The following is a 20,746-nucleotide window of genomic DNA, read 5'->3' as shown; positions in this document are numbered from 1 at the left end:
GGCGCTGGGCGCCGGGGACGATCGGGCCTGCGTGCTAGCGTGTTGCCCGGTCGTACCGGGGGTGGGCGCCGCAGCGCCGCTCGCCGGCACCGATGACAGGAGAGAACGCATGCAGGTGTTGGTGACCGGCGGTGCCGGGTTTGTCGGCAGCCGGCTCATCCGCGGGCTGCTGGCCGAGTTCGGCGACATCCACATCGTGTCGGTGGACAACTACTTCACCGGAACCCTCGCCAACCACGTCGACGACGAGCGGGTCGAGTACCTGCACGACAGTACGGTCAACGTGCGCAAGCTGTGGGCCGACCGGGGCGGCGACCTGGACGCGGTCTTCCACCTGGGTGAGTACTCCCGCATCCCGCAGTCGTTCGACGAGCCGGACCGGGTCTGGGAATACAACATGTACGGCACCAAGGAGGTCGTCGCGCTCGCCCAGGAGCACGGCGCCAAGCTGGTGTACGCGGGCTCCAGCTCGAAGTTCGGCAACGGCGGGCAGGACGAGAACCTCAACCCGTACGCGTGGATCAAGGCCAAGAACGTCGAGTACATCCGCAACGTGTCCGACTGGTACGGCCTGGACTACGTCGTCACCTACTTCTACAACGTGTACGGGCCGGGTCAGATCACCGACGGCCCCTACGCCACGGTGATCGGGATCTTCGAGCGGCAGTACGCCAAGGGCGAGCCGCTGACCGTGGTCGAGCCCGGCACCCAGACCCGCGACTTCACCCACGTCGACGACATCGTCTCGGGCATCATCACCTGCTACCGGCACGGCAGCGGTGACGGCTACCTGCTCGGGTACGGCAAGGAGCGCAGCCTGCTGTCGGTCGCCCAGATGTTCGGTGCACCGTACGTGCTGATCCCGGCCCGGCGCGGGGAGCGCACCCAGGGCCAGGCCGACACCTCCAAGGCCCGCGCGCTGGGCTGGCAGCCCACCGTCGACCTGCCCGACTACATCGCCCGCATCACCGGCGAGCACACCTGACCCGCGCCCGTCACAGCCGCCGCTCGAACAGCCCGACGCCCACCGACGCGCGGCCGGTGCCAGGAAAGGCCCGGCACCGCAGCGGTGCCGGGCCGTCCACTGTGGACAGTACGTCAGCTGTCGCCGCCGGCCTCGGCCTGCGGTGCCGCGTTCACGTCGTCCAGCTGGTACTTCTTGAACGCCTGCGCCGGTACCTGCGCATCCACCTCACCGCGCCGGGCGAGCTGGCGCAGCGCCGCCACCGCGATCGACTCGGCGTCGACGTGGTAGTGCCGGCGCAGCGCGCCGCGGGTGTCGGAGTGGCCGAACCCGTCGGTGCCCAGCGCGGTGAAGTCGGTCGGCACGTACCGCGAGATCAGGTCCGGCACCGCCCGCATGAAATCGCTGACCGCCACCGCCGGGCCGGCCGCCCCGGCGAGTTTGGTCGTCACGTACGGGGTGGCCGCCTCCCGCTCGGGATGCAGCAGGTTCTGCTCCTCGACCCGGTCGGCGTCGCGGCGCAGCTCGGTCCACGAGGTCACCGACCACACGTCGGCCGACACACCCCAGTCGTCGGCGAGCAGCTGCTGCGCCCGCAGGGCCCACGGCATCGCCACGCCCGAGGCGAGCAACTGCACCTTCGGCCCGTCACCGGCACCCTGCGAGTACCGGTACATGCCGCGCAGCAGCCCGTCCACGTCCAGGTTCTCCGGCTGCGCCGGCTGGACGATCGGCTCGTTGTAGACGGTGAAGTAGTAGTAGACGTCCTCCGGGTGCTCGCCGTACATCCGGCGCAGGCCGTCCTTGACCAGGTGCGCGATCTCGTACGCGAACGCCGGGTCGTAGCCGACCACCGCCGGGTTGGCGTACGCCAGCAGCGGCGACTGGCCGTCCTGGTGCTGCAGCCCCTCGCCGTTGAGCGTGGTCCGCCCGGCCGTCGCGCCGAGCACGAACCCGCGCGCCATCTGGTCCGACGCCGCCCAGAACCCGTCGCCGGTGCGCTGGAACCCGAACATCGAATAGAAGATGTACAGCGGGATCATCGGCACGCCGTGCGTCGCGTACGACGTACCGGCGGCGGTGAACGAGGCGACCGAGCCGGCCTCGGTGATGCCCTCGTGCAGGATCTGGCCGTTGGTCGCCTCCCGGTAGGCGAGGAACAGCTCCCGGTCGACCGGCGTGTAGGTCTGCCCGTGCGGCGAGTAGATCTTCGCCGTCGGAAACAGCGAGTCCATCCCGAACGTGCGCGCCTCGTCCGGGATGATCGGCACCACGTGCGCGCCGAACTCCTTGTCCTTCATCAGCTCCTTGAACAGCCGCACGATCGCCATCGTGGTGGCGACCTTCTGCTTGCCGGAGCCGGCCGCGAACATGTCGTACCGCTCCGGCTTCGGCTGCGGCATCGCGATCACCGGGTGCCGGCGCTCCGGCAGCGGCCCGCCGAGCTGCTTGCGGCGCTCCATCATGTACTGCCACTCGTCGGAGTCCTCGCCGGGGTGGAAGTACGGCGGCAGCACCGGGTCCAGCGCCGAGTCCGGGATGTCGAGGTAGAGCCGGTCGCGGAAGCTCTTCAGGTCGTCGGCCTTGAGCTTCTTCATCTGGTGGGTGGCGTTGCGGGCCTCGAAGTGGCTGCCCAGCGTCCAGCCCTTGATGGTCTTGGCCAGGATCACCGTCGGCTGCCCGGTGTGCGAGGTCGCCGCCCGGTACGCCGCGTACAGCTTGCGGTAGTCGTGGCCGCCCCGCTTGAGGTTCCAGATCTCGTCGTCGGTGTAGTTCTCCACCATCTTGCGGGTGCGCGGGTCGCGCCCGAAGAAGTGCTCCCGGACGTACGCGCCGTCCTCGGCCTTGTAGGTCTGGTAGTCACCGTCCGGCGTGGAGTTCATCAGGTTGACCAGCGCGCCGTCCGCGTCGGCGGCGAGCAGCGGGTCCCACTCCCGGCCCCAGATCACCTTGATCACGTTCCAGCCGGCGCCGCGGAACAGGCTCTCCATCTCCTGGATGATCTTGCCGTTGCCGCGCACCGGACCGTCGAGGCGCTGCAGGTTGCAGTTGACCACGAAGGTCAGGTTGTCCAGCTCCTCCCGGGCGGCGAGGGTGAGCGCGCCGAGCGTCTCCGGCTCGTCCATCTCCCCGTCGCCGAGGAACGCCCACACCCGCTGCTGGCTGGTGTCCCTGAGGCCCCGGTTGTGCAGGTACCGGTTGAACCGCGCCTGGTAGATCGCCCCCAACGGGCCCAGACCCATCGAGACGGTCGGGAACTCCCAGAAGTCGGGCAGCAGTCGGGGGTGCGGGTAGGACGGCAGCCCGCCGCCCGGGCTGCTGAACTCCTGCCGGAACCCGTCCAGCTGCCGCTCGCTCAGCCGGCCCTCCAGGAACGCCCGCGCGTACATCCCCGGGGAGGCGTGCCCCTGGAAGTAGACCTGGTCGCCGCCACCCGGGTGGTTCTTGCCGCGGAAGAAGTGGTTGAACCCCACCTCGTACAGGCTGGCCGCCGAGGCGTAGGTGGAGATGTGCCCGCCGACCTCGACACCCGGCCGCTGCGCCCGGTGCACCTGGATCGCCGCGTTCCACCGGATGTACGCCCGGATCCGCCGCTCGATGTACTCGTCACCCGGGAACCAGGGCTCCTGCTCCGGCGAGATCGTGTTGATGTAGTCGGTGCTGGTCAGCGCGGGAACACCCACCTGGCGCTCCCGAGCCCGCTCCAACATGCGCAGCATCACGTAGCGCGCACGCTGCCGGCCGCGGTTGTCCACGACCGCGTCCAGCGACTCGACCCATTCGGTGGTTTCCTCCGGGTCGATGTCCGGAATCTGGCTCGGGAGCCCGTCGCTGATCACCGGGCGCTTGCGTTCCGTGGCCACGGGTCGTCCCTCGTCGTCTCTCGTGGAGTGATGTACTGCTGCCATCCTGCCCCGGATCGCCGGGTCGCGTCACGCGGGCCCGATCGGTGGGCGAGGATCGGCGCATGTACTCCCAGGAGATCACCGTCCGCACCGGGGACAGCCCCACCGTCGCCGACCTGACCGATTCCGCGCAGCGATTCCTGGCCGGTGCCGGGCGTGTCGACGGGTTGCTGCACGTGTTCGTCCCGCATGCCACCGCCGGCGTGGCGATCCTGGAGACCGGCGCCGGCTCCGACGACGACCTGCTCGCCGCCCTCGACGAGTTGCTGCCCCGCGACGACCGCTGGCGGCACCGGCACGGCAGCCCCGGCCACGGCCGCGACCACGTACTACCCGCGCTCGTTCCCCCGTACGCGACGGTCCCGGTGCTGGACGGCCGGCTCGCGCTCGGCACCTGGCAGTCGATCTGCCTGGTCGACACCAACATCGACAACCCGGTCCGTACCGTACGGTTCTCCCTGCTGCCCGCCTGACCGTGCGCCGAGGCCGCCCGCGCTGGCCGGCGACGATGCCCTACGGTGTGCCGGTGTCCCGGCCCCGGATCAACCCCATCCTCGCGATCTGGCTCGGCGTCCTGGCGCTGCTGGTGATCATCTCCGGCATCGTCGGTGGTTTCCAGGCGCGCACCTACGTCCGCGGTGAGAAGGTTACCGGGACTGTCGGTTACTGCGAGTCGCACCAGGAGTACTCGGGTGGCGACCGCCACGACGAAACCACCTGCTACGGCCACTGGGCGACCGCGGATGGGACGCGGCACGACGGGAAGATCCCCAACGCCGGGCTGGCCGACGAGGGCCATCAGGTGACGCTGCGCGCGCTCGGCGACCGGGTGGTGTCCAACAACGTGTTCGGTGCGCTGTGGCCGTTCGCGCTGTCCCTCGGCGGGCTGGCCGCGGTCGTGGCCATCCTGATCATCCGGCGTCGGGTGCGCCGGCTACAGGCGCGGGAGTCTCGGCGGGACCCGGGCGGCACTGTCCGACCGGTCAGCTCACCCTGACCGGTCCGGTGCCGCCGGTACGGGCGCGCAGCGGCGCGGGCCAACCGGTGGCCGCGCTCCGGGGTACCGCCGGAAACGTGCCCCGGTGTCGCAGAAGTCCGGCCGCGGTCGGTCGGCTGGCCGGTCCGGTGGGCGCCGACAGTTCATTTTGTGACGGCCACTTACAGTGGGCGGCGTGTTCATGACCCCCGTGCGGACCATCGGTTGGCTGGTCATCGCCATCCTGATGACCGTCATCTTCACCGGTGTCGGCATCTTCCAGGCGCACACCTACTTCTCCGGTGAGACCGTCACCGCGCACGTCGACCGGTGCGAGACCCACCGGGTCTACTCGCGCCACGGCAGCCACAACGAGACGGACTGCTACGGCACCTGGAAGACCGCCGACGGCAACCAGCACGACGGAGAGATCCCCGGCGCCGACAGCTACTCCGACGAGGGCAAGGACGTGCAGCTGCGGGCGCTCGGCGACGACGTCGTCGAGGACAGCACGCTGGGCGCACTCTGGCCGCTGGGGGTCGCCGCGCTGGGCGTGGTGCTGTCGATCGCCGCCGGCTTCGCGGTGCGCAGGGCCCGGCGCCGGTCCGGCGGTGGCTCGTTCGTCGGCGGCCTCGCCCGGTTCCGCCGCCCGCCCACCCAGTACGGCCCGCCGCCCCCGCCGTTCGGCCAGCCGTCGGCCCCGTATCCGCCGCCCCCGCCGTACGGGCAGCAGTACGGAGCGCAGGGCGCCCCCCAGTACGGACCGCCGGGTGGATTCCCACCGAGCGCCGGCCAGCCCGGCCAGTACGGCCAGTACAGCCAGTACAGCCAGCCGGGCGCGCCCCAGTACGGTCAACCGCCGGTGCCCCCGCAGTACGGGGCGCCGCCCCCGCCGGGTCAGTACGGCCCGGGCGGCCCGCGGGCCGACCCGACCGCGGCGCCGCCGGCCGGTGGTTACCCGCCGTCCCCGGGCGGGTACCCGACTCGGTAAGGGTGGGGCTCCCCGGACGGCCCGAGACAGGTTAGTCTCCCGCCAGCCCGTGTGTCCCGCTCCGGCCCGGTGCCGGGATTCGCCGCGCCGGGACGGCTCGGGGAACGTAACTTGGTCGGTGCGGCACCATTGCGGTGGCGTATGGGACTATCCGCTGCGGCGCCCGATCGGGTGCCACGGGGGCGACGACGAGGAGGCACTCGACAGTGAGCGCGACGGCTGGTCAGGCCGACGGCGTGACGAACGTGGCGGAACGGCTCGGGATCGAGCCGAGCAGCATCGTCACGGAGATCGGCTATGACGAGGACGTCGATGAACAACTCCGCGAGGCGGTCATCGACCGTTGTGGGGAGATCGTCGATGAGGACACCGACGAGGTCGTCGACGTGGTCCTGCTGTGGTGGCGGGAGGACGACGGCGACCTGGTCGAAACCCTGATGGACGCCCGGAGCCCACTGGCCGACACCGGGATGATCTGGCTCCTGACCCCGAAGCCGGGGCGGGACGGCCATGTCGAGCCCAGCGAGATCTCCGAGGCCGTGCGCACGGTCGGGTTCCAGCAGACCAGCAACATCAACGCGGCGCGGGACTGGTCCGGCGCCCGGCTGGTCACGCCGAAGGCGGGTCGCGGCAAGCGCTGACCGTCGGGGCCGTCGCTGACCGGCGGCCCGGGTCTCGGGGGTGCGCAGCCGTCGGTGGGCACCGCGCCCGCCGACGGTGACTGGGTCCTGCCCGCCGGCGGGCTGCCGGTCGGGTCGGCCCCGCCCGGTGGCATGCTGGGCACGACCATCGGCGCCGTGGCGGCGGACCGTCGGCGCCCGCGCCGGCACGACACCACCGCGCCGGCCGCCGTCGGGCAACAGACGAGGAGCGTTCGAGAGCACATGCCGATCGAGGTGGGCGCGCAGGCGCCGGATTTCACGCTGAAGAACCAGAACAACCAGGACGTGGCGCTGTCGGACTTCCGCGGCGACAAGAACGTCCTGCTGGTGTTCTACCCGCTGACGTTCACCGGCGTCTGCCAGGGTGAGCTGTGCGAGCTGCAGGAGAACCTGACGCAGTACCAGACCGACGACGCGCAGGTGCTCGCGGTCAGCGTCGACTCGCCGTACGCGCACAAGGTGTGGGCCGACCGGGAGGGCTACGACTTCCCGATCCTCGCCGACTTCTGGCCGCACGGCGCCGTGGCCACCGCGTACGGGGTGTTCAACGACGCGGCCGGCATCGCCAACCGTGGCACGTTCCTGATCGACAAGCAGGGCGTGGTGCGCTTCGCCGAGATGAACCTGCCCGGCGACGCCCGCGACCAGACGGCCTGGCGCAAGGCCCTGGTCGAGGTTGCCTGATCGTCCTCGACTGGCGACGGGTACCCTCGTCGCCAGCCCGGGCGCGTAGCTCAGCGGAAGAGCACTCGCCTTACAAGCGAGGGGTCGCAGGTTCGAACCCTGCCGCGCCCACCACCCGGCCCCTGCCGGTAGCTTCGAGCCGCGCTTGACGTGCGGAGTCACAGTCGTGCCCGATCGGTACGAGAACGTCGGGCAGTCGATGCCCGAGTCGGGTGACTGGACCTTCTTCGCGCGGGCGCTGGCTGCGGCGGGCGTCTACGAGTGAGTCACGTGCGCGGGCATGCCACAATCGTGGTGGATGCTGGCGGACGAGGGACTGGCGGACGAGGGAGTGGTCGTGGCGAAGCCGGTGAGCGGGTGCGAGGCGATCATCTGGGCCTCGACGGCGGTGGCTCTGGTCTGTGCGGTGATCACCGCGCTGGTGCAGCACAACCGGGCCGGTGCGTGGGTGTCGCTGATGGCCGCGCTGGTCATGATCATCATGGCCGGTGCCGAGCGTCGCCGAGTCCAGCGCCGAGCCCAACACTGAGCGGATCGCCCGGTGCCACCGGCACGGTCCGCTCGAGCCGTGCCGGCGCCGCCTGACCGGTTGGGGTGACGCGGTGCGGGTGGTACGGGGCGGGTTGTGGCTGCTGACGCTCGTCGTGCTGGCGTGGGCGGCGGTGCGGGTCGCCGGGGTGCTGCCGCCGTGGCCGGGTGTCGCGGTGCTGGCGCTGACGCCGTGGTCGGTGCTCGCTGCCGCGGTGACCTGCGTGCTCGCCCTGCTCGCGCGGGCCGTGTGGGGCGGGCTGGTGGCCGCGGTGGCGATGCTGGCGCTGGTCGCGATGGTGTTCCCGCGGGTGTGGGGATCCGGCGAGGAGCGCGCCGGCCATCAGCTGCGGGTGATGACGGTGAACCTGCGACTCGGCGAGGCAGATGCCGCCGACGTGGTACGGCAGGTCGACGCGGGAAGGGTCGACGTGCTGGCGCTGCAGGAGTACACGGCGGCCGCGCAGCAGCGGCTGGCCCGGGCCGGGCTCGACCGGCGGCTGCCGCACCACGTCACCGATCCCGAGCCGTACGCCGCGGGTTCGGCGCTGTACTCCCGGTTTCCGCTCTCGGGCGAGCGGACGCCGACCGGGATCGGCGGGTTCGTGCAGGCGTCGGCGACGGTGACGTTGCCCGGCGGTGACCGGATCGCGCTGCGTTCGGTGCATCCGTGCTCGCCGTACACCGCCGACCACCAGAGCTGCTGGTCCCGGGGTATCGCGGCGGAACCCGCGGCGACCCCGCACGGCGTGCGGCGGGTACTGCTCGGCGACTTCAACGCCACGCTGGACCACCCGCCGCTGCGCCGGTTGATCGGTACCGGCTACCGCGACGCGGCGGACGTCACCGGCTCCGGGCTGCGGCCGACCTGGCCGGACGACCCGTTCCCGGCGGTCACCCTCGACCACGTGCTGGCCGACCGCCGCCTTGCCGTGCACGCGTACCAGGTGCGCCGGGTCGCCGGCACCGACCACCGCGCGGTGCTCGCCACCCTCATCGTCACCTGACCGGCCCGCGGGCCGCCCACCACCGACCACGGTCGGGCGAGGCGTGCGTCGCTGCCGGTCAGGCCGGGCGGACCGGGCGGCGCATCGCGACCCGGGTCGCCGGATCGAGGCCGAAGGCCGCCTCGGCGCGCAACAGCGCCGCGAGGCCGGGACCGGGCGTGCCGATCTCGACGAAGCCGAGCCGGGCGTAGTACGGCGCGTTCCACGGCACGTCGCGGAAGGTGCACAGGGTCAGCGCGGGCAGGCGACGGGCGGCTGCCCACCCGTCCACGTGATCGATCAGCCGGGCGCCGAGCCCGCGCCGGGCGTGGCTCGGGGCGACGCTGAGCTGCTCGACGTGCGCCGCGCCGTCGACCAGGTCCACGAGCACGAACCCGACCGGTACCGCGCCGTCGGCGAGGACGAACGCGCGGCCGTCCCGGACGTACCCCAGGTACTGCTCGTCGGTCGGCACCGGGTTGTCGGCGATCCAGCCCAGCCCGACGGTACGAAACGCCGCGCCCGCGGCGACCTGGATCTCCGCGAGGGCACCGACGTCGCCCGCCTCCGCTGCCCTGATCTGCGTCATCCGACGACCCAACCACGCCGCGCCGCCGCCGCGCACCCGGGATTGGTCGGACCCCGGTCGCGGTATCCGAACAGGCTCGCGCCAGCGGCTCGGAGTGGCAGGGCGGTCGATCCGCAGCCAGCCGGCGGCGCCGGACCGGGGTGTGCGGGAGGCGAGAGAACAGCGAGCCCGGGCGGACTCGGTATCGCTCCGCGGCCCGGTCGTGACCGAGCGCCGCGATGCTGACCGGATGCGAACCGTCGGTGTCGCGGCGCGGTGGGTGGCGCATCCGGTGACGGTGGCCGCCGCCGACATCCTGCTGCTCAACGATCGGGTCGGCAAAGCGCTGTGGCCGGGTCTGGTCACCGGCAAGGCCAGCGATGTCGCCGGTCTGGTCGTCGCGCCCGCCGCGCTGTCGGTGCTGGTGGCCCTGCTGGTACCGCAGGGATCGGTGCGGCTGGTCGGCGGCGTGGCGCTGACGGCGACCGGTACCGGCTTCGTGCTGGCCAAGGTGACCGCGGCGGGCAACGCGGTGGCCGTCGCCGGGTGGGAGCAGCTGGCGGGGAGCGCCCAGGTGGTCCGCGACCCGACCGATCTGGTCGCGCTGCCGGCTCTGCTGCTCGCCGCCCTCGTCTGCCGCACCGTCGCCCGTCGTACCCTCGCCGCCGGCCCGGTGCCTGCCCGGCCCGCCCGCCGCCGTACCACCGGGAGCGCCGTCGTTCGTCGGGCCGCTACGGGCGGTGTGGTTGTTCGACGTGCCACGGAGTCTTCCGGTGGGGGCGTCGGCCGGTTCGGACGGTGGCGCCGGTCCGGTTCGGGGCGGCCCGCGGCGCGGTGGGTCGGCGCTCTGCTGGGCGGGCCCCTCGTCCTGGTGGCGTTGGCCGGCACCTCGGCGTTGCCGCAGCAGCCGGCGGTGACCAGGGTGCTCGCCGACGGGGACCAGGTCGTCGTGGCCGGCACGATCCGGCCGGCGATCGGAACCCCGGACCGTGGGTGGCGGCGTCTCGACCGCGCCGACGCGCGCCGGCTCGGCATCGACCGCAGCGGCGCCGAACTGCCGCCCGCGCACACGCTCGCCTGCGTACCCGGCGTCACCGGGCACTGCTTCCGGATCCCCGGTGCGGTCGAGGATCCCGGCTCCGCCGAACCTCCGTGGGGTGCTGCCGCGTTGTGGGTGCAGGAGAGTACCGACGGTGGAGCCAGCTGGCACCCGGCGTGGCGGCTGCCACCGGGGCGCTGGGAGTACCTGAGGCGGGCGCACGATCTGCTGCCCGGCCGCGACGACGGCCTGCTGGCCAGCACCGACATCGTGGTCCGGCCGGTCGCCGGCGGCTACCAGGTCGTCGTCGCGAACGGAGTGGAGGGGCTCGCGGTACGGGACCCGGGAGGCCGGTGGCGACGCGTCGCGGTGCGGCTGCCGGAGACCAGCGCGATCACCCCGCTGCCCTTGTCGGGCTTCGCGGTGGGCGTCACCGGTCGGCTGGCCGCGGCGCCGCTGCTGGCACTCATGGGCGCCGTTGCGGCGATACTGGCGACGTTCGTCCGGTGCCGCCGTGCCGCCTGGTGGTCGGTATCGAATGGCGAGTTCTCCGCGGTCACGGTGGGTGCGGTCGTGGGCCTACCGGTCGGCGTCATGTTCGCTGTCGCCGGCGACCTCGTGCAGGCGTGGCAGCCGACGATCGCGTTGGGTGTGCTCGTCCTTGCTGGGACGGTGGCGGCCGTGCTGGGCCAGTCCGCGGTGCCACGCCGTCGTGCCTGGCTGCTGATCCTGGTGCCGTTCGTGGTCGGCGCCGGCTACGCGCTGCCGTACCTCGGCTGGTCGCTCGGGCTGCCGGTGAACCTGTCCGCCGCGTCGCTGTTGGCTTGCGTCGCCACCGTGGACTCGTTGGCCGCGTCGGTGGCGCTGGGCTGGTGGCTCGGTGACTCGCCGACCGTCGCGGCGCGACCGCTGGCCGTCGTAGACGTGCCCTCCTGGTACACCGAGCCGCGCCAGTCCTGACCCCTTGGTCAACCTGAGACGCCGGGTCAGCTCTGAAACTTCGGGGAAGCTCTGGAGCCCGGGTCAGCCCGCGTACGGGAGGGGTGGCAGGCCGCCGACGGCGGGGCGGTGGGTGAACAGCGCGCCGGCGTACCGGTGCTCGTCGTCGGTGGCGTCCACGGTCGAGGTGGTGATGTAGAGGGTGGCAAGGTCGGCGCCGCCGAAGGTGCACGCGGTGACGTGCCGGACCGGTACCGCAACGTGCTCCTCCAGCTCGCCGGCGGGGGAGTAACGGCGGATCGCGCCGCCGCCCCACAGCGCCACCCACAGGTGCCCCTGCGCGTCGAGGGTGAGCCCGTCCGGTGCGCCGTCGCCGGGCGGTACGGTCGCCAGCGGTCGCCGGTGCGAGAGCGCGCCGTCGTGCGCGTCGAAGGCGTCGATCCGGCCGGTCGCCGTGTCGACGTAGTAGGCGGTGGCGCCGTCCGGGGTGAACGCCAGCCCGTTGGAGATGGTGACACCGGTCAGCACGGTGTGCGTGCTGCCGTCCGGGTCGAGCCGGTGCAGCGCGCCGGCGCCGGGCCGGCTGTCGTAGCCCATCGAGCCGCAGTAGAACCGGCCGGCGGGGTCGCAGCCGCCGTCGTTCATTCGTACCGTCGGGTCGGTCCACAGCTCCGGCAGCGGCCGGGGCTGCGCGTCCGGCGCGTCCAGCAGGGCGAAGCCGCGTTCCACCGCGACCACCAGGCCGCCGGCGGCGCGCGGGCGCAGCGCGGCGGTGACGGTACCGACGTGGTGCCGGGTGACCGGGCCGCCGCCGGGCGGCGTCGCGAGCAGGTCGCCCCGCTCCAGGTCGACCCAGCGCACCAGGCCGGCCGCCGGGTCCCAGCACGGACCCTCGCCGTGTCCGGCCACCGGTGCACCGAGCTGCTCCACCATCGCGCCCTCCCGCGTCGCCCCATCGCCCGCGTCAGTCTGGCAGAAATCGCGACCGCGGGTCGGGGCGCAGGTACGCGGCCGGGGAGGCGATGGACAGCCCGTCGTCCACCGGCAGTACGGCGCGGTGACGAACCCGGCGGCCGCCGAGGCAAGGTAGTGCACCGCCCGCTACGTCCGCGGGCGTGCCGACCCGGCCGAGCGGGTACCCGTCGGTCACGTGCGGCGGCGGCGAGCGCGCCACAGGGCGTCGGGCCCGGTCCGCGCGGGGCCCGGTCCCGGATCAGGCGGCGGGGTGGGCGAGCGCGTCGATGGCCCGGTGCAGGTCGGACAGCCGCAGGGTGACGGTGCTGTCGGAGTGCGCGGCCCGCGCCGCGGCGGCGACCAGGTCGCGCAGCACCGTGCTGGGGGTGCCGTGCCGGTGGTCGGCCTCGCCGGCGAGCCAGTCGGCCAGCTCGGCCGGCAGCCGCACCGAGAACACCGTGGAGGCGCGCCGAGGCGAGCGCTCCACCTGCGCGCCGGACCAGTCGTCGGACGCCATCGCCTTGATCGCGTCGTCCCGGTTACCTGTCATGCCGAGCCTCCCTCGATCAGCCGGCGCACCGTGGCCTGCTCCGGGTCGGACAGGTCGCGGGCCGAGACCACCAGGTAACCGTCGTCGCCCTCCTCGATGAGCGCCACGGTCAGCCACCGGCCGTCCCGGTCGGCGGCGGCGACCCGCAGCACGCCGCCGAGGTGCTGTCGCAGCCGCGGCCGGGCGTGCAGCACGTCGAGCACCGACTGCCAGCCGACGCCCGCCGCGCCGAGGTGGCGGTAGCTCTCGTCGTCGAACCGGTAGGTCTCGTCCACGACCATCTCCACTGTATACGAACGTAAACGGCGAGGCACCCGATCGGTGGCCCGGAATGTCGCCGACGACAGGGCCGGCCACCCGGCGCTCGTGCCGGGGCACGACCGTCGCGCCGGACCGGTGCGGGATTCGGTACCGACGCTAGCCGCCGGGTGTGACATTTCCGGCCGACTGGGTGGGCCGTCCCGGTCTCCACCGAACCGCCCGGCAACCCGGTTGTACCCGGTCCGGCCGCCGCATAGCCTGCCGCTCGAACGGCACCGGGAGGAGAAGCCGATGCACGTGCTGCTGTCCGGTGTGGTCGGCTCCACCGCGTACGGCCTGGCCGGCCCCGGCTCCGACATCGACCGGCTCGGCGTCTTCGCGGTACCGACGGTCGAACTGCACGGCCTGCGCCGGCCGACCGAGTCGGTGGTGACCACGGCGCCGGACGTGACGATGCACGAGGCGGCGAAGTGGTGCCGGCTGGCGCTGAACGCCAACCCGACCGCCACCGAACTGCTCTGGCTGCCCGCCGAGCTGTACGAGGTGCGCACCGAGCTGGGCGAGCGGCTGATCGCGATCCGCGCCGCGTTCCTGTCCGCGCCGCGGGTGCGCGATGCGTACCTGGGCTATGCGACCCGCCGGCTGCGGGCGCTGTCCGGTGCCGGCCCGGTGCCGGCCGCCGACCGCGGGCGGGTGCGGCGCCGCGAGGCCAAGCACGCCCGGCACCTGGCCCGGCCGGTGGCGCAGGGCGAGGAGTTGTACCGGACCGGTACCGTGCGGATCCGGCTGGCCGACCCGGCCGGGGTCCGGGCCTTCGGCGAGCGGGTGGCCGACGGCGACCGTGCCGCGGCGCGGCGGCTCGTCGACCGGGCCCGCGAGACGCTGGACACCGCGCGCAGCGCGCTACCGGACCGGCCGGACGAGCCGGCGGTGGAGCGCTGGCTGCGATCGGTGCGGGCGGCACGATGGACGGAGGGCGTGGCGTGACGAAGCGGCCGAGCGCGGTGCTGGTCGACGTGGACGGGACGGTGGCATTGCGCGGCGACCGCTCGCCGTACGACGAGAGCCGGGTCCACCTGGACACGCCCAACCTGCCGGTGATCACGGCGGTGCGAGCGTTGCACGCGGCGGGGCAGCGGATCGTGTTCTGCTCCGGGCGCACCGACGGCTGCCGGGCCGCCACCGAGCGCTGGCTCGGCGAGCACGTCGCGGTGGCGCACGAGGGGCTGCACATGCGCCGCGCCGGCGACCGGCGCAAGGACTGGGTCGTCAAGTCGGAGCTGTACCGCGAGCACATCGAGCCGTGCTACCAGGTGCTGCTCGTGCTCGACGACCGCGACCAGGTGGTACGCGCCTGGCGCGAGCTCGGCCTCACCGTCTTCCAGGTCGCCGAAGGCGACTTCTGACCCAGGTCGCCGAGGGCGACTTCTGACCCGGCCCGCCGAGGGCGAGTTCACCGCGGGGCGCCGGCGCGGCGGCATCCGCGCCGGCGATCCGCCGGTACGCTACGGCGCGATGTTCTGGTTGTCGTGGAACAGGTTCCCGGGGTCGTAGCGGCGCTTCACGTCGACGAGGCGGTCGTAGTTGACGCCGTAGGAGTCCCGCAGCTTCTCCTGGTCGTCGCCGGCCATGAAGTTGACGTACTCGCCGGCCTGCGACAGCGGTCGCAGCGCCGCGTAGTAGTCCCGTACCCAGGCGATGTTGGCGTCGTTGTCGGCGGCGTCCGGCCACATCCCGGCGATCACCGTGGCGTACTTGGCGTCGCGGTGGGTGAAGGCGGTCGCGTCGGCGGCGACGTCGTGGCTGGCGCCGTTGATCGGGTAGATGTGCATCGTGGACTGCAACGCCGGTACCCGTGGTCCGTGCTCGGCGTGCACCGCGATCACCTCCGGGCTCAGCGGCGGCGAGAACACCGTCTTCCAGTAGTGCTGGAGTCCGGCCGGCAGCAGCTCGTCGAACAGCGAGTTGAGCATCGGATAGGGCATCGGGGCGACCATCTCGGCCACGATCGGCGCGGCGTCGCGCAGCGGCGCGAACACCTTCTCGCCGTCCTCGGGCGGTCCGGACCAGCAGGCCACCGTGATCACGAACGGCTTGCCGTGCTCCTGTGGCGGGATGAACGGCAGCGGCGGCGCGATCTGGAACGCCGGGAAGGCGCCGAGTTCGGCGGGCGCGTCGGCGATGTAGGAGTCGTACGCCGCGAGCACGTCGGCGGCCCGGTCGAGCGGGTAGAAGAAGATCCCGGCCATGATGTCGCGCACCGGATGCATCCGGTACCGGAACCCGGTGACCACCCCGAAGTTGCCGCCACCGCCGCGCAGCGCCCAGAACAGGTCGGGTTCGCTGTCCGCACTGGCGGTCACCGCCCGCCCGTCGGCGAGGACCACCCGGGCAGCCAGCAGGTTGTCGATGGTCAGCCCGTACCTGCGGGTCAGGTACCCGATCCCGCCGCCGAGGGTGAGCCCGCCGATGCCCGTACTGCCGATGATCCCGCCCGTGGTGGCGAGCCCGTAGCCGTAGGTGGCGTGGTTGAAGCTGCCCCACGTGTTGCCGCCCTGGGCCCAGGCGGTCTGTCCCGCCGGGTCGACCCACACGCCGGTCATCGCCGACAGGTCGCAGACCACGCCCCCGTCGTTCGTGCCGAAGCCGGGCACGCTGTGCGCGCCGCCCCGCACGGCGAGGTCGAGGTCGTTGTCCCGGGCGTACCCGACGGTGGCCAGCACGTCGGTGTCGTCCGCGCACCGCACCACGACGGCGGGGTGCCGGTCGATCATGGCGTTGTAGACCCGCCGGGCCTGGTCGTACCCGTCGTCCTGCTCGGTCACCACCGCTCCACGTACCTGTCCGCGAAGCTCGTCCAGCGTCGTCATCTCGCACCTTGCTCTCCGGGCTCGCCGACCGGCGTCACCACCACCGGTACTCGCTGGGCCGCGTTGTTCGCCATGCCCTGCACGTTCCAGGCCGGGTCGACCGGTTGGGCCACGCCGGTCGCGTCGGTGGCCCGCACGCTCAGCACGTACCGGCCGGGGGCCGCCCGCCACCGCACGGTGAACGGCCGCCATGCCCAGCGCCCGGGTGCCGATCCCAGGTCGGCGTCGACCCAGTCGCCCCCGGCGGAGAACTCGACCCGGCGTACCGGGCCCGCCCCCGCCCAGGCGCGCCCGGTCAACACGTGCTCGCCGGCGGGCAGGAACCGGGTGCGGGACATGAAGTCGGGATGGCCGGGCGGCACCAGCAGGGCGCGCGGCCGGATCCGGGTGACGGGCTCGCCGTCCTCGCCGGCGGCCTGCTTCAGCCGGTACGCCACGGTGTTCTGGAAGCCGTCGAACCCGCCGGTCAGCACCGTGATCGCACGCAACCACTTCACGTGCGCCATCCCGTACCACCCGGGCACGACCAGGCGTAGCGGGAAGCCGTGCTGCGGTGGCAGCGGAGCGCCGTTCATCTCGTCGGCGAGCAGGACCTCCGGGCGCATCGCCTCGGCCAGCGGCAGCGCTCGCTGGTAGTCCTGTTCGACGCCGCGTTCGGTGCCGTGGTCGGCGCCGGTGAACACGACGGTGGCCGCCGCGTCCGCCGGCGCCACCTCGGACAGCAGCGCGGCGAGCGGTGTCCCGGTCCAGTCGGCGGTACCGACCGCCTCGTCCAGCCAGGGCTGGCTCACCGGCCGCGGAACGAGGCGGGCCCGCCCGTTCCCGGCGCACTCCAGCGTCACCCGCACCGTCTGGCGGGGACCGGCCCGCAGGTCGGCGGCGGAGTAGCGGCGCGGCCGGCCAACGGCGCCGTCGACGGTCAGTTCCCAGCGCTGCGGGTCGACGTCGGGGATGTCGTAGTGGGTGAGCACGTAGTGCAGCCCGGGCGGCGTCACGTCGTACCGCAGCGCCTCCAGCGGCATCCCGTGGTTGCGGGCGGCCAACCGCAGTTCGTCCAGTCCGATCAGCTCGGCCGGCCCGGCCACTCGGGCCGGCGTGCCGGGTGCGGTGTCCACCCTCCTCAGGGTGAACCAGCGCGACGGCCCGCGCGGCCGGCCCGGCGCCGAGGGAGTCGAACGGCGGCGCGGACCGACCGTCCGGACGGGGCGAGCCGGCCGTTGGTCCACCCCGCCTCATCCGGTTCGACCCGGCGCGGGCCGGTGGCTAGACTTGTGGTCGGCCGTGATGGGGACAGGTAGCGGCGCTGGCGGTCCGGGTCGTTGCTGGCCCAGCGAGCCGGGGGCGGTGGGAGCCCGGTGGGTGCGCGCGCGGTGAGATCACCCCGGAGCCGTCGGAAGAAAACCGGTCACCGGTGAGTAGAACCGACATCGCACCACAAGAGTGGGTCGCGCCCGGCGCGGCCAAGGAGGGTGGTACCGCGGGGCCTGGTCCTCGTCCCTTCGACGGAGTCGCACACACGCCCGCCGGAGGAAGCGTCGATGACCGACACGCCGCTGTACAACGAGGTGCCCGCGCAGGTCGACCTGCCGGCGCTGGAGCACGAGGTGCTCGCGCTGTGGCGGGACAACAAGATCTTCGCCCAGTCGATGGCGCACACCGAGGGTCGCCCGGAGTGGGTGTTCTACGAGGGCCCGCCGACCGCGAACGGAATGCCCGGCGCGCACCACATCGAGGCGCGGGTGTTCAAGGACGTCTTCCCGCGGTACAAGACGATGAAGGGGTTCCATGTCGGCCGCAGGGCGGGCTGGGACTGCCACGGCCTGCCGGTCGAGCTGGCGGTGGAGAAGGAGCTGGGGTTCCGCGGCAAGCCCGACATCGAGGCGTACGGGGTGGCCGAGTTCAACGAGAAGTGCCGGGCCTCGGTGCGGCGGCACGTGGACGCGTTCACCAAGCTCACCGAACGGATGGGCTACTGGGTCGACCTGTCCGAGGCCTACTGGACGATGGACCCGAGCTACATCGAGTCGGTGTGGTGGTCGCTGAAGAAGATCTTCGACGACGGCCGGCTGACCCAGGACCACCGGGTGGCGCCCTGGTGCCCGCGGTGCGGCACCGGGCTCAGCGACCACGAGCTGGCGCAGGGGTACGAGACGGTCGTCGACCCGTCGGTCTACGTCCGGTTCCCGCTGACCTCCGGCCCGCTGGCCGGCAACGCGGCGCTGCTGGTCTGGACGACCACGCCGTGGACGCTGGTGTCCAACACCGCCGTCGCCGCGCACCCCGAGGTGGACTACGTGGTGGCGACCGACGGTACCGAGCGGCTGGTGGTGGCCGAGCCGCTGGTCGGCTCGGCGCTGGGGGAGGGCTGGACGCTCACCGGTGAACGGTTCACCGGCCGCGAGATGCTGCGCTGGAGCTACCAGCGTCCGTTCGAGCTGGTGGACATCCCGGACGCGCACTACGTGGTCAACGCCGACTACGTGACGGTCGAGGACGGCACCGGCCTGGTGCACCAGTCGCCGGCGTTCGGCGCCGAGGACATGCAGGTGGCCCGCAGCTACGGGCTGCCGGTGGTGAACCCGGTGCGCCCGGACGGCACGTTCGCGCCGGAGGTGGGCCTGGTCGGCGGGGTGTTCTTCAAGACCGCCGACGAGGCGCTGACCAACGACCTCGCCGCCCGTGGCCTGCTGTTCAAGCACGTGGCCTACGAGCACTCCTACCCGCACTGCTGGCGCTGCCACACCCCGCTGCTGTACTACGCGCAGCCGTCCTGGTACATCCGCACCACGCAGGTCAAGGACGCGCTGCTGCGGGAGAACGAGCGCACCACCTGGCACCCGGAGACGGTCAAGCACGGCCGCTACGGCGACTGGCTCGACAACAACATCGACTGGGCGCTGTCCCGGACCCGCTACTGGGGCACGCCGCTGCCGATCTGGCGCTGCGAGTCCGACCACCTGACCTGCGTCGGGTCGCTGGCCGAACTGGCCGAGCTGGCCGGGCGCGACCTGACCGGCCTGGACCCGCACCGGCCGTACATCGACGAGGTGACGATCACCTGCCCGCAGTGCGGCGACGAGGCCCGGCGGGTACCGGAGGTGATCGACGCCTGGTACGACTCGGGGTCGATGCCGTTCGCGCAGTGGGGCTACCCGCACCGCAACGTCGAGCAGTTCGAGTCGACCTACCCGGCGCAGTTCATCTGCGAGGCGATCGACCAGACCCGCGGCTGGTTCTACACGCTGATGGCGGTCGGCACCCTGGTGTTCGACCGTTCCTCGTACGAGACGGTGGTGTGCCTGGGGCACATCCTCGCCGAGGACGGCCGCAAGATGTCCAAGCACCTGGGCAACATGCTGGACCCGATCGAGCTGCTGGAGGCCAACGGCGCGGACGCGGTGCGCTGGTTCATGGCGGCCGGCGGTTCGCCGTGGGCGGCGCGGCGGGTCGGCCACGGCACCATCCAGGAGGTCGTCCGCAAGACGCTGCTGACCTACTGGAACACCGTGTCGTTCCAGGCGCTGTACGCGCGGCTGGCGAACTGGTCGCCGTCGGCGGCCGATCCGGCGCCGGCGCAGCGCACGCTGCTCGACCGGTGGCTGCTGTCCGAGCTCAACACGCTGGTCCGGGACGTGGACGCGGCGCTGGACGGGTTCGACACCCAGCGCGCCGGGCGGCTGCTCGCCGCGTTCGTCGACGACCTGTCCAACTGGTACGTGCGCCGGTCGCGGCGTCGCTGCTGGCAGGGTGACCCGGCGGCGCTCGCCACCCTGCACACCGCGATCGAGACGGTGACCCGGCTGCTCGCGCCGATCGTCCCGTTCATCACCGAGCGGGTCTGGCAGGACCTGGTCCGGCCGGTGACCCCGGAGGCGCCGCAGTCGGTGCACCTCACGTCGTTCCCGGAGCCGGACGAGGCGCTGATCGACCCGCGGCTGTCGGCGCAGATGGCGCTGGTTCGCCGGCTGGTGGAGCTGGGTCGCAGCGCCCGCGCCGAGGCGAAGGTGAAGACCCGCCAGCCGCTGTCGCGGGCGCTGGTCGCCGCCGCCGGTGCCGACGAGCTGCCGGCCGAGCTGGCGGCGGAGGTGTGTGCCGAGCTGAACGTCACCGAGCTCGGTTCGCTCGCCGCGGTCGGCGGCTCGCTGGTGGACGTGGCCGCCAAGGCGAACTTCCGTGCCCTGGGCAAGCGGTTCGGCAGGCGCACCCAGCCGGTGGCCGCGGCGATCGCGGCGGCCGACGCGGCGGAGCTGTCCGCGGCGCTGCGCGCCGGTACCGCCGCGGTCGAGGTCGACGGGGAGCGCATCGAGCTGTCCGCCGACGAGGTGGTCGTCACCGAGACCCCGCGGGAGGGCTGGGCGGTCGCCGCCGAGTCCGGCGCGACGGTCGCGCTGGATCTCGAGGTCACGCCGGAGCTGCGCCGGGCCGGGCTGGCCCGGGAGGCGATCCGGCTGATCCAGGAGGCGCGCAAGTCGAGCGGGCTGCAGGTGTCCGACCGGATCGCGGTGCGCTGGGACGCGGCGGAGGCGGAGACCGCCGACGCGCTGACCGAGCACGCCGCGCTGGTCGCCGACGAGGTCCTCGCGGTCGACTTCGCGCACGGTACCGGTGACGGCAACGGGTTCGGCACGCCGTTCACCGACGACGGTCTCGGCCTGACGTTCCGGCTCCGCCGGGCCTGAGCGGCGGGGCCGTACCGGCAGCCGGCACGGCGCCCGACGGGTACGGCCCCGTGGCGGGTCGTCGGTACGGCCCGGCTGCCGTGCCGGGTCGTCGGTACCGCCCGGGGCTGGGCGCCGTGTCGTCGGTACGGTCCGGCGTCCGGTCACCGGCGCGGTCGGGTGCCGGCGACCGCGGTCGTTACGCTGCTG

At 72.9% G+C, this 20,746-nt stretch carries 19 protein-coding genes and 1 tRNA gene; 13 read left to right on the top strand and 7 right to left on the bottom strand.

Annotated elements, in window-relative coordinates:
* The first annotated feature begins 109 nt into the window (after window positions 1–109).
* Window positions 110–985, top strand: a complete 876-nt coding sequence (locus tag Asera_RS27100) for an NAD-dependent epimerase/dehydratase family protein (RefSeq protein ID WP_030444367.1) — start codon at window positions 110–112, stop codon at window positions 983–985.
* 113 nt (window positions 986–1,098) lie between these two features.
* Here Asera_RS27100 and aceE read toward each other — a convergent pair whose 3' ends face one another.
* On the bottom strand, window positions 1,099–3,828 hold the full coding sequence (aceE, locus tag Asera_RS27095; protein ID WP_030444368.1) for a pyruvate dehydrogenase (acetyl-transferring), homodimeric type: 2,730 nt from the start codon (window positions 3,826–3,828) through the stop codon (window positions 1,099–1,101).
* A 104-nt stretch (window positions 3,829–3,932) separates the two neighbouring features.
* On the opposite strand from aceE, the gene Asera_RS27090 reads away from it, so the two are divergent.
* From Asera_RS27090 to Asera_RS27055, 8 genes are all read left to right on the top strand, one after another.
* A complete protein-coding gene (locus tag Asera_RS27090; protein WP_030444369.1) occupies window positions 3,933–4,343 on the top strand; it encodes a secondary thiamine-phosphate synthase enzyme YjbQ in 411 nt (136 codons plus the stop codon).
* A 53-nt stretch (window positions 4,344–4,396) separates the two neighbouring features.
* Entirely contained in the window at window positions 4,397–4,867 is a 471-nt protein-coding gene (locus Asera_RS27085; protein ID WP_157034601.1) for a hypothetical protein, read from the top strand.
* Between the two features lie 175 nt (window positions 4,868–5,042).
* A complete protein-coding gene (locus Asera_RS27080; protein ID WP_157034602.1) occupies window positions 5,043–5,837 on the top strand; it encodes a hypothetical protein in 795 nt (264 codons plus the stop codon).
* A 206-nt stretch (window positions 5,838–6,043) separates the two neighbouring features.
* A complete protein-coding gene (locus Asera_RS27075; RefSeq protein WP_030444372.1) occupies window positions 6,044–6,478 on the top strand; it encodes a DUF3052 domain-containing protein in 435 nt (144 codons plus the stop codon).
* 243 nt (window positions 6,479–6,721) lie between these two features.
* Window positions 6,722–7,183 carry a peroxiredoxin gene (locus tag Asera_RS27070; protein ID WP_030444373.1) on the top strand — a complete coding sequence of 154 codons (462 nt, stop codon included), beginning with the start codon at window positions 6,722–6,724 and terminating at the stop codon, window positions 7,181–7,183.
* A gap of 39 nt (window positions 7,184–7,222) precedes the next feature.
* Window positions 7,223–7,297 (top strand) — tRNA-Val (locus Asera_RS27065).
* Window positions 7,298–7,481: 184 nt separating this feature from the next.
* The gene (locus Asera_RS27060; protein WP_030444374.1) at window positions 7,482–7,712 is read left to right on the top strand and encodes a hypothetical protein; all 231 of its coding nucleotides are present in this window, start codon (window positions 7,482–7,484) and stop codon (window positions 7,710–7,712) included.
* Between the two features lie 73 nt (window positions 7,713–7,785).
* The gene (locus Asera_RS27055; RefSeq protein ID WP_157034603.1) at window positions 7,786–8,718 is read left to right on the top strand and encodes an endonuclease/exonuclease/phosphatase family protein; all 933 of its coding nucleotides are present in this window, start codon (window positions 7,786–7,788) and stop codon (window positions 8,716–8,718) included.
* 58 nt (window positions 8,719–8,776) lie between these two features.
* Here Asera_RS27055 and Asera_RS27050 read toward each other — a convergent pair whose 3' ends face one another.
* Window positions 8,777–9,286, bottom strand: a complete 510-nt coding sequence (locus Asera_RS27050) for a GNAT family N-acetyltransferase (RefSeq protein WP_030444376.1) — start codon at window positions 9,284–9,286, stop codon at window positions 8,777–8,779.
* A 229-nt stretch (window positions 9,287–9,515) separates the two neighbouring features.
* On the opposite strand from Asera_RS27050, the gene Asera_RS27045 reads away from it, so the two are divergent.
* Window positions 9,516–11,264: a hypothetical protein gene (locus tag Asera_RS27045; RefSeq protein WP_051801538.1), complete on the top strand. Its 1,749-nt coding sequence runs from the start codon at window positions 9,516–9,518 to the stop codon at window positions 11,262–11,264.
* Between the two features lie 63 nt (window positions 11,265–11,327).
* Here Asera_RS27045 and Asera_RS27040 read toward each other — a convergent pair whose 3' ends face one another.
* From Asera_RS27040 to Asera_RS27030, 3 genes are all read right to left on the bottom strand, one after another.
* Window positions 11,328–12,176 carry an SMP-30/gluconolactonase/LRE family protein gene (locus Asera_RS27040; RefSeq protein ID WP_030444378.1) on the bottom strand — a complete coding sequence of 283 codons (849 nt, stop codon included), beginning with the start codon at window positions 12,174–12,176 and terminating at the stop codon, window positions 11,328–11,330.
* A 280-nt stretch (window positions 12,177–12,456) separates the two neighbouring features.
* The gene (locus tag Asera_RS27035; RefSeq protein ID WP_030444379.1) at window positions 12,457–12,747 is read right to left on the bottom strand and encodes a hypothetical protein; all 291 of its coding nucleotides are present in this window, start codon (window positions 12,745–12,747) and stop codon (window positions 12,457–12,459) included.
* Entirely contained in the window at window positions 12,744–13,028 is a 285-nt protein-coding gene (locus tag Asera_RS27030) for a hypothetical protein (protein WP_030444380.1), read from the bottom strand. The genes Asera_RS27035 and Asera_RS27030 overlap by 4 nt, the downstream gene beginning before the upstream one ends.
* Before the next feature lie 40 nt (window positions 13,029–13,068).
* Here Asera_RS27030 and Asera_RS27025 point away from each other — a divergent pair, with 40 nt between their 5' ends.
* Window positions 13,069–13,995, top strand: coding sequence for a nucleotidyltransferase domain-containing protein (locus Asera_RS27025; RefSeq protein WP_342344428.1), 927 nt, complete (start codon window positions 13,069–13,071; stop codon window positions 13,993–13,995).
* Entirely contained in the window at window positions 13,992–14,414 is a 423-nt protein-coding gene (locus tag Asera_RS27020; protein WP_084130868.1) for a phosphatase domain-containing protein, read from the top strand. Before Asera_RS27025 ends, Asera_RS27020 begins: the two co-directional genes overlap by 4 nt.
* A gap of 99 nt (window positions 14,415–14,513) precedes the next feature.
* Here Asera_RS27020 and Asera_RS27015 read toward each other — a convergent pair whose 3' ends face one another.
* Both Asera_RS27015 and Asera_RS27010 read right to left on the bottom strand, forming a co-directional pair.
* Window positions 14,514–15,878, bottom strand: coding sequence for an FAD-binding oxidoreductase (locus Asera_RS27015; protein WP_030444383.1), 1,365 nt, complete (start codon window positions 15,876–15,878; stop codon window positions 14,514–14,516).
* Window positions 15,875–16,993 (bottom strand): sulfite oxidase, encoded by a 1,119-nt coding sequence (locus Asera_RS27010; protein WP_035295119.1) that lies wholly within the window; start codon window positions 16,991–16,993, stop codon window positions 15,875–15,877. The genes Asera_RS27015 and Asera_RS27010 overlap by 4 nt, the downstream gene beginning before the upstream one ends.
* Before the next feature lie 438 nt (window positions 16,994–17,431).
* Here Asera_RS27010 and ileS point away from each other — a divergent pair, with 438 nt between their 5' ends.
* A complete protein-coding gene (gene ileS / locus Asera_RS27005; RefSeq protein ID WP_211255467.1) occupies window positions 17,432–20,557 on the top strand; it encodes an isoleucine--tRNA ligase in 3,126 nt (1,041 codons plus the stop codon).
* The last annotated feature ends 189 nt before the right edge of the window (window positions 20,558–20,746 follow it).

Source organism: Actinocatenispora sera (assembly GCF_018324685.1).
Taxonomy (GTDB): Bacteria; Actinomycetota; Actinomycetes; order Mycobacteriales; family Micromonosporaceae; genus Actinocatenispora; species Actinocatenispora sera.
The sequence above is the reverse complement of the archived record's forward strand: the minus strand, read 5'-3'. Positions and strand labels throughout refer to the sequence as shown.

Bases quoted from the DNA above. Each gene is read 5' to 3' on its own strand.
- Asera_RS27035 (WP_030444379.1), bottom strand. From the start codon at position 12,747: ATGACAGGTAACCGGGACGACGCGATCAAGGCGATGGCGTCCGACGAC.
- Asera_RS27060 (WP_030444374.1), top strand. From the start codon at position 7,482: ATGCTGGCGGACGAGGGACTGGCGGACGAGGGAGTGGTCGTGGCGAAG.
- Asera_RS27100 (WP_030444367.1), top strand. From the start codon at position 110: ATGCAGGTGTTGGTGACCGGCGGTGCCGGGTTTGTCGGCAGCCGGCTC.
- Asera_RS27050 (WP_030444376.1), bottom strand. From the start codon at position 9,286: ATGACGCAGATCAGGGCAGCGGAGGCGGGCGACGTCGGTGCCCTCGCG.
- Asera_RS27015 (WP_030444383.1), bottom strand. From the start codon at position 15,878: ATGACGACGCTGGACGAGCTTCGCGGACAGGTACGTGGAGCGGTGGTG.
- Asera_RS27045 (WP_051801538.1), top strand. From the start codon at position 9,516: ATGCGAACCGTCGGTGTCGCGGCGCGGTGGGTGGCGCATCCGGTGACG.
- Asera_RS27030 (WP_030444380.1), bottom strand. From the start codon at position 13,028: ATGGTCGTGGACGAGACCTACCGGTTCGACGACGAGAGCTACCGCCAC.
- Asera_RS27070 (WP_030444373.1), top strand. From the start codon at position 6,722: ATGCCGATCGAGGTGGGCGCGCAGGCGCCGGATTTCACGCTGAAGAAC.
- Asera_RS27040 (WP_030444378.1), bottom strand. From the start codon at position 12,176: ATGGTGGAGCAGCTCGGTGCACCGGTGGCCGGACACGGCGAGGGTCCG.
- Asera_RS27090 (WP_030444369.1), top strand. From the start codon at position 3,933: ATGTACTCCCAGGAGATCACCGTCCGCACCGGGGACAGCCCCACCGTC.